7 protein-coding genes and 1 pseudogene are annotated in these 6,694 nt (G+C 66.4%); all 8 read right to left on the bottom strand.

Going from position 1 to position 6,694, the window contains the following annotated elements:
* Positions 1-727: GTPase Era (gene era, locus VFA16_RS22595; protein ID WP_324969980.1), on the bottom strand; the 727-nt coding region annotated here is incomplete at its 3' end.
* A 12-nt stretch (positions 728-739) separates the two neighbouring features.
* Positions 740-1,084, bottom strand: coding sequence for a cytidine deaminase (locus VFA16_RS22590; protein WP_324969979.1), 345 nt, complete (start codon positions 1,082-1,084; stop codon positions 740-742).
* Positions 1,056-2,363: a hemolysin family protein gene (locus VFA16_RS22585; RefSeq protein ID WP_324969978.1), complete on the bottom strand. Its 1,308-nt coding sequence runs from the start codon at positions 2,361-2,363 to the stop codon at positions 1,056-1,058. Before VFA16_RS22585 ends, VFA16_RS22590 begins: the two co-directional genes overlap by 29 nt.
* The gene (gene ybeY / locus VFA16_RS22580) at positions 2,360-2,896 is read right to left on the bottom strand and encodes an rRNA maturation RNase YbeY (RefSeq protein WP_324969977.1); all 537 of its coding nucleotides are present in this window, start codon (positions 2,894-2,896) and stop codon (positions 2,360-2,362) included. Before ybeY ends, VFA16_RS22585 begins: the two co-directional genes overlap by 4 nt.
* Before the next feature lie 11 nt (positions 2,897-2,907).
* The gene (locus VFA16_RS22575) at positions 2,908-3,948 is read right to left on the bottom strand and encodes a PhoH family protein (protein ID WP_324969976.1); all 1,041 of its coding nucleotides are present in this window, start codon (positions 3,946-3,948) and stop codon (positions 2,908-2,910) included.
* A gap of 181 nt (positions 3,949-4,129) precedes the next feature.
* The gene (locus VFA16_RS22570; RefSeq protein ID WP_324969975.1) at positions 4,130-4,876 is read right to left on the bottom strand and encodes a 16S rRNA (uracil(1498)-N(3))-methyltransferase; all 747 of its coding nucleotides are present in this window, start codon (positions 4,874-4,876) and stop codon (positions 4,130-4,132) included.
* A gap of 28 nt (positions 4,877-4,904) precedes the next feature.
* A complete protein-coding gene (dnaJ, locus tag VFA16_RS22565) occupies positions 4,905-6,068 on the bottom strand; it encodes a molecular chaperone DnaJ (protein WP_324969974.1) in 1,164 nt (387 codons plus the stop codon).
* A 71-nt stretch (positions 6,069-6,139) separates the two neighbouring features.
* A pseudogene (locus VFA16_RS22560) lies at positions 6,140-6,694 on the bottom strand (heat-inducible transcriptional repressor HrcA); the annotation flags it as partial.

The following is a 6,694-nucleotide window of genomic DNA, read 5'->3' as shown; positions in this document are numbered from 1 at the left end:
TCTCGCGCTCGACATAGAGCAGGGCGTGCACGTCGATCAGGTCGTCGCGGCCTTCCCGGGGAGTGACTTCGTCGATCACCACCGCCAACGAATGCGGCAACTCGTCGCCCAAACCCTCCAAAGCGGCCTCGCGGATGAACTCCGCCATCAGAACCTCTTCCGGTTCGTCGGTCAGCTCGCCATCGGGGTAGTACGCCGGTCCGGGCGGAAGCCCGGCGGCCAGCACGTCGATTAACACATCGACCTGCTCGCCGGTCACCGCGGAGACCGGGACGATCTCGGTGCCGGACCCGACGAATTCGCCGACCGCCGCCAGTTGGGCGGCCACCTTGTCCCTGGGCACCTTGTCGACCTTGGTGACGACGACGATGAGGGTGGTCTTCGGCGCAACGGAGCGGATCTGCTCGAGAATCCACCTGTCCCCCGGGCCGATCGCCTCGTCGGCGGGAATGCACAGCCCGATGGCGTCGACTTCGGCGTAGGTATTGCGGACCAGGTCGTTGAGCCGCTTGCCCAGCAAGGTGCGGGGCCGATGCAGCCCGGGAGTGTCCACCAGCACGATCTGGAAGTTCTCCCGGTGCACGATGCCGCGAATGGTGTGCCGGGTGGTCTGCGGTCGGGTCGACGTGATCGCCACCTTCGAGCCGACCAGCCTGTTCATCAGCGTCGACTTGCCGGTATTCGGCCGGCCGACGAAACATACGAAGCCGGAATGGAATTCAGTCATCGGGTCCGGCGGTCATGCCACCACGGCACCGGCGCGGTCGGTGACGATCACCACCGCCGTCGGCGACAGTTCGCGCACCGCGGCGATGCCGGCGTCGTCGGCGGAGCCACCGACCAGCACGGCGGCCTCCAACCCGGTCGCGCCGCTGGAAACTGCGGCGGCCACGGCGGACTGCAGCGCGGTCAGCTGCAGCGCCGACAAGCCCACGGGCGCACCGGCGTAGGTGCGGCCGTCGACATCGCGGACCGCGGCGCCGCTGGCGGCTTCGACGCGGGCCATCGCCGCCCGCGCCAGCGTCACCAGCTTGGCGTCCTCGCTGTCGAGCTGCTCAGCCATCGCCGTTGGTCTCCCTACCATGCTGGCCGTCGGTGTCCGCGCGGCTCAGCAAGACCGTACCGATCCGCAGCCGCCCGCGATGGTCTGGGCCACCTTCGGCGTGCATTCGCAACCCGTGGGACACCACCTCGGCGCCGGGCAGCGGAACCCGGCCCAGCTCCAGCGCCAGCAGACCGCCGACCGTGTCGACGTCGAGGTCCTCCTCGAACTCGACGCCGTACAGCTCGCCGAGGTCCTCGATCGGCAGCCGCGCCGATACCCGAAAGCGGTTGTCGCCCAGGTCTTCCACTGGGGCCGTCTCGGCTTCATCGTACTCGTCGGCGATTTCGCCGACGATTTCCTCGAGGACGTCCTCAATCGTCACCAGGCCGGCGATTGCGCCGTACTCGTCGACCAGCAGCGCCATGTGGTTGCGGTCGCGCTGCATTTCCCGCAGCAGCGCGTCCAGCGGCTTGGAGTCCGGCACGAACACTGCCGGGCGCATCACGTGCGCGACGGTGGTGTCGCGGCTCCCGTTGGTCGGGTAATAGGTCTCTTTGACAAGGTCTTTCAGATAGACCACGCCGACGATGTCGTCGACGTTCTCTCCGACCACCGGAATCCGCGAGTGGCCGCTGCGCACCGCCAGCGTGATCGCTTGGCGTGCCGATTTGTCGCTTTCGATCCAGATCATCTCGGTGCGCGGCACCATCACTTCGCGGGCCGGTGTGTCGCCAAGTTCGAAGACGGACTCGATCATCTTGCGCTCGTCGGCGGCGACGACGCCGCGCTGCTGGGCCAGGTCGACGACTTCACGCAACTCGATCTCCGAGGCAAAGGGTCCGTTCCGGAAGCCGCGGCCCGGAGTCAACGCGTTACCCAGCACCACCAGCAGCCGGCTGATCGGCATCAGCAGCCAGGAAATCACTTGCAGCGGAAAGGCGGCCGCCAACGCGATCGAATACGCATGCTGGCGGCCCAGGGTGCGTGGACCGACGCCGATGACGATGAAGCTCGTCGCCACCATGATCGCCGCGGCAGCGAACAGCCCCCAGTCCAGGCTGAGGTTATGCACGAAAAAGACCACCAGCAGCGCGGTCGCGGTGATCTCGCAGACGATCCGCAGCAGCACAACGAGATTGATGTAGCTTGGCCGATCGGCCATCACCTTGGCCAGCCGCACCGCGCCGGTGCGCTCGTCGCGCACCAGTTCGTGGACTCGGGCCACCGACACGGTGCTGATCGCGGCGTCGATGGCGGCGAATGACCCGCCCAAACCGATCAACACGATCGCGCCGAGCAGCGGAGCAAGCTCATTCACGGTTCGTCGAAATATCTCGACTTGTCGAGCAGCCGGCGGTCCCGCTCGAGTTGACGGTCCTGATGGTAGGCCTCAACCTGCTCGGCCACCCATTCTTCAAGCAGCCCTTGCTGAAGGGTGAACATTTCTTTTTCTTCGTCCGGCTCGGCATGGTCGTAACCCAGCAGATGCAGTACACCGTGGATCGTCAACAACGCCAGCTCGTGTCCCAGCGAATGACCGGCCACAGCGGCCTGCTCGGCGGCGAACTCGGGGCACAGCACGATATCGCCGAGCATGCCGGGCCCCGGCTCCGGCGCGTCGGGGCGTCCCCCAGGCTCGAGCTCGTCCATGGGGAAGCTCATCACGTCGGTCGGCCCGGGGAGGTCCATCCACCGCATATGAAGGTCGGCCATCGAGGCGGTGTCCAGCAGCACCATCGACAGCTCGGCGGCGGGATTGACGCTCATCTTGTCGAGCACGAACCGGGCGACGCTGACCAGTTCGGCTTCGGAGACGTCGATTCCCGACTCGTTGGATACCTCGATGCTCATGGCTTCACCAGTTACCGGCGATGACGCACGCCCGACGCGCGCCGTGCGGCTCGGTTCATCAGGCCGGGTTCCTCGTATTTGGCGTAGGCGTCGACGATTTCGGACACCAGCCGATGGCGGACCACGTCGGCGCTGGTGAGGTGCGAGATGTGAATGTCGTCGATGCCCTCGAGGATGTCGACTGCAGCCCGCAGACCCGAGGTAGCGCCTCCCGGCAGGTCGATTTGCGTAACATCGCCGGTGACAACGACTTTCGAGCCAAAGCCCAGCCTGGTAAGGAACATCTTCATCTGCTCGGCCGTGGTGTTCTGCGCCTCGTCGAGAATGATGAACGCGTCATTCAAGCTGCGACCCCGCATATACGCGAGCGGCGCCACCTCAATGACGCCAGCAGCCATCAGCTTCGGGATCAGCTCGGCATCCATCATGTCGTAGAGCGCGTCATACAGCGGCCGCAGATAGGGATCGATCTTCTCGTTCAGGGTGCCCGGCAAGAAGCCAAGGCGCTCACCGGCTTCCACGGCGGGCCGCGTCAAAATGATGCGAGTGACCTCTTTGCTCTGTAGCGCGTTGACCGCCTTGGCCATCGCCAGATACGTTTTTCCAGTGCCGGCCGGGCCGATCCCGAACACGATGGTGTGGGCATCGATCGCGTCGACGTAGTGCTTCTGATTGAGCGTCTTGGGCCGAATTGTCTTGCCGCGCCGCGACAAGATGTCCAGGGTGAGCACCTCAGCCGGTGACTCGTTGCCGGTGCCGACCAGCATCCCCACACTGTGGCGCACCGCTTCCGGTGTCAATTGCTGGCCCCTGGCCACGATCGTGACAAGTTCGGCGATCACCCGTTCGGCCAGCGCAACATCGGCCGGCTCACCGGTTAGGGTGATGGCGTTGCCGCGCGCATGCAGATCGGCAGCCAGTGTGCGTTCAAGTGCGCGCAGATTCTCGTCAGCCGAACCCAGCAGGCCCACGACGAGGTCGGGCGGAACGTCGATGCTGCTGCGAACCTGAGACGAGGCCGGGTCAGCAGCGTTGGTCTCGCGGGGCGTCACGTGGTGCCTAATGCCTGCTTTCTGCGTTTTTCTGGTAGATGTATCGGTTTGCCAGTCTACCGCCGAGCACCGTCATGCCCCAATGATCGGAAGCGCCCGAGCGCGGACTGCATCGAACCTGTCACTGGCGTGCATAAGTGCGAGTGACAAGCCCGCTATCTACAGGCTCGGCGACGAAACTTCAGGTCCACCTCGATGTCAACACACCCAAGGCACCCAACGCCACGGCAGCCGCACTCGACGTTCGCAGCACCGTCGGACCCAGCCGGACCGCGACCGCGCCCGCGTCGGTCAACGCGGTGAGCTCCTCGTCTGCGATGCCGCCCTCGGGGCCGACCACGAGCATCAACGAATTCGCCTGTGCCAGCGGAACTTCCGTCAATAAAGCAGCGGCCGACTCATGCAGCGCCAGCACTGTCGCGCCTGCGGCCACCGCGTCGCGGATCCGCTGGGCCAGCGCCGCGGTAGAGATCACCCCGTCGACCGGCGGGATATATGCGCGCCGGGATTGGCGGGCAGCCGAGCGGGCGGCGGCGCGCCACCGGCGCAGACCTTTGTCGACACGCGCGCCGTCCCAGCGGGCCACACAGCGCGCCGCCTGCCATGCCAGGAACGCGTCAGCGCCCGCCTCGGTGGCCAGCTCGATCGCCAATTCCGAGCGCTCGGATTTCGGCAGCGCCTGCACCACCGTCACCGGCGGCGCCGCGGGCGCCACCGTCCAGCGGCTCAGCACCCGGGCTTGCAGCCCGTCGCGGCTGGTGTCCTCCACCACGCAGCTGGCCTGGCCACCTACGCCGTCGCCGAGCGTCAGGTGTTCCCCGGGACGGATCCGTCGCACCGTGGCGGCATGAAACCCCTCATCGCCGCAGACCACGGCCACCGCGCCGATGTCGGGCAGCTCGTCGACGTAGAACAGGGTCGCCACCACCGGCGGAGCTTACGAACCGGCGAGCCGGCTAGCGGCCGGTGAAGGTTTCACGCAGCCGGCTGAACAGTCCGCCGCCAGCGTTGCCGTGGGCGGACCGGACTTCGGGTACGTCACGGCTGCGCCGGCTCTTGAACTCGCGCAGCAGTTCGGCGTCACGTTTGTCCAGATGCGTCGGCACGACGACCTCGACGTGCACATACAGGTCGCCGCGGGCACCGGAGCGAAGGTGCGGCATTCCGTGACCGGTCAGCGTGATCGTCGAACCCGGCTGCGTACCGGCCGGGACAGTGACCTCGGTGGGGCCGTCGAGAATGTCGTCGATCATGACCGTGGTGCCCATGGCCGCGTCGACCATCGGAACCCCAATCGTGCAGTGCAGGTGGTCGCCGTCGCGCAGGAAGATGTCGTGAGGTTGTTCGTGCACCTCCACGTACAAGTCACCGGCGGGACCCCCGCCCGGCCCCACTTCACCTTGGGCGGCCAGCCGCACCCGCATCCCGTTGCCGACACCGGCGGGAATCTTCACGGTGATCTCCCGACGCGCCCGCACGCGGCCGTCGCCGCCGCACTGGTAACACGGGTCGAGGATCACCTCACCAACGCCGCGGCAGGTCGGGCACGGCCGCGATGTCATCACCTGGCCGAGCAGGGACCGCTGGACTGATTGGACTTCGCCGCGACCGCCGCAGGTGTCGCAGCGCACGGGGCCGGAGTTGCCGTTGGTGCCGCGGCCGTGACAGCGGTCGCACAGCACCGCGGTGTCGACGGTGACCTGCTTGGTGACGCCGGTTGCGCACTCTTCCAGGTCTAAGCGCATCCGCAGCAGCGAGTCCGAGCCCGGCCGGACCCGCCCGGTCGGCCCGCGGGATGACGAACCCGCGCCGAAGCCGCTGCCGAACCCACCACCGAAGAAAGCTTCGAACACATCACCGAGACCGCCGAAGCCTGGGAAGCCGTTCGCCGACATCCCTGCTGTCTCCATCGGGTCGCCGCCCATGTCGACGATGCGGCGCTTCTCCGGGTCAGACAGCACCTCGTAGGCCATGCTGATTTCTTTGAACTTCGCCTGCGCTTCTTCGTCTGGATTGACGTCGGGATGCAGTTCGCGCGCCAGCTTTCGATAGGCGCGTTTGATCTCCGCATCGCTGGCGTTCTTGCTCACGCCGAGCAGACCGTAATAATCGCGTGCCACGCCTAACCTCTCCCACGCCGCTTTCGGGCCGCGTTACGCGGCTTTCCACAAGTTCTGCAGCGGGTGCGCGGTCATCGAGCACCCAGCACTTCGCCGATATACATAGCAACCGCAGCCACGCTAGCGATAGTTCCCGGATAGTCCATCCGGGTCGGCCCCAGCACACCCATGCCCCCATAGATGGTGTCCTGAGTGCCGTAGGCGGTGGAGACCACTGACGCGGCCGCCATTTCCTCGGCCTCGTTCTCATGACCGATGCGCACGGTCACCTTGCCGGCTTCTTGCTGTGCGGCGAGCAGCCGCAGCACCACGACCTGCTCCTCGAGTGCTTCGAGGATCGAGCGCAACGAGCCACCGAAGTCGGCGGTGTTGCGGGTGAGGTTCGCGGTGCCGCCCATCACCAGACGTTCTTCGTTGTGCTCCACCAACGATTCCACCAACACGGTTGCTGCCCGGCCGATGGCGTCGCCCAGCCCGCCCGCGCCGTCCAAACCTTCGGCCAATTCTGCGACGGCGGCCGATGCCGCGGTGAGTTTTTTGCCCTCCAGTGCCTGGCACAGCATGTCGCGCAACTGCGACAGCTGGTGGTCGTCGATCACGTCGCCGAGTTCGACGATGCGCTGGTC

This window comes from Mycobacterium sp., from assembly GCF_035653355.1.
Classification (GTDB): Bacteria; Actinomycetota; Actinomycetes; order Mycobacteriales; family Mycobacteriaceae; genus Mycobacterium.
The sequence above is the reverse complement of the archived record's forward strand: the minus strand, read 5'-3'. Positions and strand labels throughout refer to the sequence as shown.